General features: G+C 55.2%; 4 protein-coding genes. 1 reads left to right on the top strand and 3 read right to left on the bottom strand.

Translation table 11 applies throughout. The features are described 5' to 3' along the window. Nucleotides 1-211 precede the first annotated feature (211 nt). Nucleotides 212-913: a DarT ssDNA thymidine ADP-ribosyltransferase family protein gene (locus V2I08_RS20275; RefSeq protein ID WP_349636558.1), complete on the bottom strand. Its 702-nt coding sequence runs from the start codon at nucleotides 911-913 to the stop codon at nucleotides 212-214. 393 nt (nucleotides 914-1306) lie between these two features. Next, a complete protein-coding gene (locus V2I08_RS20270; RefSeq protein WP_349636557.1) occupies nucleotides 1307-1900 on the bottom strand; it encodes a recombinase family protein in 594 nt (197 codons plus the stop codon). A 102-nt stretch (nucleotides 1901-2002) separates the two neighbouring features. Between V2I08_RS20270 and V2I08_RS20265 the strand changes: the two genes are divergently transcribed. Further along, complete coding sequence (locus V2I08_RS20265) at nucleotides 2003-2257, top strand: hypothetical protein (protein WP_349636556.1); 255 nt, start codon at nucleotides 2003-2005, stop codon at nucleotides 2255-2257. Nucleotides 2258-2263: 6 nt separating this feature from the next. Here V2I08_RS20265 and V2I08_RS20260 read toward each other — a convergent pair whose 3' ends face one another. After that, nucleotides 2264-2671: a hypothetical protein gene (locus V2I08_RS20260; RefSeq protein ID WP_349636555.1), complete on the bottom strand. Its 408-nt coding sequence runs from the start codon at nucleotides 2669-2671 to the stop codon at nucleotides 2264-2266. Between the last annotated feature and the right edge of the window lie 120 nt (nucleotides 2672-2791).

The raw sequence follows: 2791 nt of genomic DNA, 5'->3' as shown, positions 1-2791 counted from the left end.
GGCAAAGCTGACACAAATGTATCACGATCCGGCCATCTCGTTTGTCGTCAGGCGGCCAACATAACTGTCGTCACACATCCAAGGGCATGCACCTCGATCGATTGGTGAACAATATGGGGACTGGCCTCTTGATGTCCTCGCGGAGGGGGTTGAACGTCTGCCTAAATTCGACATAGGTGCTGAACACTCGAATTTATGATAACGCGTCACATCAATCAGGCAGCAGCATCACCCAGCCGTGCCGGTTATGGTCATTCGAAATTTTAGAGAACGGTCGAACCCGAGTGGTTCGCTTGGTGCCGGGGAGCCTGTCCAGTTCATCTTGCACAGCTTGAGCTATTTCCGGACGTTCGACCCATGCTCCGCATATTAGATTAGGCGATATGGGTTGCAGGACTTGGATTTCGGCATCCGGGTAGGTGGGAAGGAACGAGGGTATTTGTGTCTCCGCCCTGTAGTCGGTGCCGGAGAAGGATTGCGGGCGTTCTCCGGCAGGGTCAGAGAATAGTTGAGTAAAGCCCCAGAAGCCATCCAGCCGACCTCGGTGATCTTTCATCAGATTTGAGGCCCCGCTGCGACGAAGGAAACGGCACCAATGTGTCCATAATATGCTAGGTTCCAGCATCAGGACCACCCAATAGGGAGTGCCGACATCACGTATCTTTGCGTTGAACATCCGCGCATTTATCGCGGCGACTGAAATCGAAACTGCGTTATTGTATTCATCGAGACGGACGCGGGCGCTGGCGTGCGCCGAAAATTCATTTTGCGATTCTAGCGCTGACCGAGACAGCAGGCCGTGATCGACGATTGAGCATAAGTTTTGTGCTTGTGTAAAATGTAACAGATACGGAATGTCACGGCATTGGGCTTCATGGCGTATCCGCGTAGGTATGTCCGGTGTTCGAGCCATTAGGGTTCCTTGGCGCAGCCGGTATATTTACATTCAACCTCTAAATGTTGCTGACATGTAGCGGTTGAACGCTCGACAGCTCAGAATCAGGAAGAAATCGTTTTATCTCATAATCTTACGGAAAGATTGGCGGAGAGGCAGGGAAGCCTTGATGGTTCCCCGATTTCGCGTGATTCGCGGCTGCTGATAATAGGCGTGGCTATCAGGCTGTAGCGGTCCTTTGTAGCCCTTAGTGCGACGGACGCGCTGGTATTCGAACTCTTGTCCATGACAGTTTCTAGCCATGATAGCGCGCGATATCATCGCCCCTGACGATTGCAGGGCACGATCGATGTCATGATGTTGAAGTGAGGGTGGACCGGCAGCGTCATCCCCGATCGTAGGCGACCATGGTCAGGCGGCGATCGGTTCAGCCATCTGGGTCTTGATCCGATGGACAGTGCCGACGCCGACCTTGAGCTTCTTGGCCGTCATATTGATGCTGGTGCCCTTTGCCAGTTCGCCTCGGATGCGATCGGCCTTGGCTGGATCGAGAGATGGTCGGCCGCTCTTTTTCGTCGATCGGGCCAGACCAGCCATGATACGCTGCCTGAGGATGCTGCGTTCGAACTCGGCAAACACGGACAGCATGCTGAACATCGCGCGACCAGCGGGCGTTGAGGTATCGAGTCCCTGTGTATGAAGATACAGGTCAACGCCCCGATCGTTGATCTCGCCAAGGAAGCCTACGAGATGCTGGAGAGACCGGCCCAGCCTGTCGACGGACCAGCATGCGATGAGGTCGATCTCGCGGCGCGTGACCATCTGCATGAGACGATCATAGCCGGGACGCTGATCCCGACCCTTTGCTCCCGAGATGCCTTCATCGGCGAGTTCGGCGACGATATGCCAGTCCAGACGTTCCGCGACGGCCATGAGTTCGCGCCGCTGGTTTTCGACCGTTTGGGTATCGGTAGAGACCCGAAGATATAGCGCTACGCGTTTCATGCTGGTAGATTCTCACATCTCAGCGATGGACTCAAGCACTTCAAATACTTCGATATTTCTGAGATTTTGTGGCATGCAGCGATCGATGTATGGAGGTGTCTGATGGATGATCTGCATGGCCTGCGGGTGGGCGATCTGGTGGTCCGAGAGATAGATAATCGCGGACGGGTCGAGCGGCATATCGGCGAGGTCTTGTCGATCCGGGCACGCATCCAGTATCTCGATGTCGGTCATGACTGGCGGGAATGGTGGGACGTAACGACGGCATCACTCCACCCGTTTCGGCCGCTATCGATGCCGGGCTATCGGTTGCGCCGGGCAGAAGTGACCCAGATCGACAGGCTTCGATTGCGGTGATGGGGATCAGCCAGATGGTTGGTCTGGATCGGTGCCGCGTCCGAGCAGTTGTTCGCGCCATCGTTGCCGCAGAGGTTCTCGTTCGGCAATGAGGGCTTCCCGGCGTTGGTTTCCGATCCTTTGCACTGATTTGATCTGGCCACCGACCTGTCGGACCACAACCACCTTCTTCAAAGCTTTGCGATGAAGTTTCCGCGCTTCGTTCTCCGCCTTGCGTTCCGCCTTCGATAATTTGGGCTTCGCCTTCTTTTTGATTTTGCCTGCTTTGGCCCTCGCTTCGTCGCGCAGCGCCTTCTGTGTCAGATGCGCATCAATCTCTATTGGCTGGGCGAGCTTCTGGCGCTTTGCTCCACTTGCAGGCACGCCGTGATAGCCGAACACGATCGAGACCCCGCCACCTTCACCTTTGCTCATCGCGCCTGTCTCCCTGCGACAACATCACCCATGCTCTGCTCCGAAATCAACCGAATATGGAACGCCGAATTCTACATCATTGAAGTGACGGAAACGCTCGACTTCATGAACATCAAATCA

Source organism: Sphingobium sp. MK2, assembly GCF_040170545.1.
GTDB lineage: Bacteria > Pseudomonadota > Alphaproteobacteria > Sphingomonadales > Sphingomonadaceae > Sphingobium.
Note: the sequence above shows the minus strand (reverse complement) of the source record. Positions and strands in the feature narration are given on the sequence as shown.

Coding starts and splice junctions, on each gene's coding strand:
- V2I08_RS20270 (WP_349636557.1), bottom strand. CDS start 1,900: ATGAAACGCGTAGCGCTATATCTTCGGGTCTCTACCGATACCCAAACG.
- V2I08_RS20260 (WP_349636555.1), bottom strand. CDS start 2,671: ATGAGCAAAGGTGAAGGTGGCGGGGTCTCGATCGTGTTCGGCTATCAC.
- V2I08_RS20275 (WP_349636558.1), bottom strand. CDS start 913: ATGGCTCGAACACCGGACATACCTACGCGGATACGCCATGAAGCCCAA.
- V2I08_RS20265 (WP_349636556.1), top strand. CDS start 2,003: ATGGATGATCTGCATGGCCTGCGGGTGGGCGATCTGGTGGTCCGAGAG.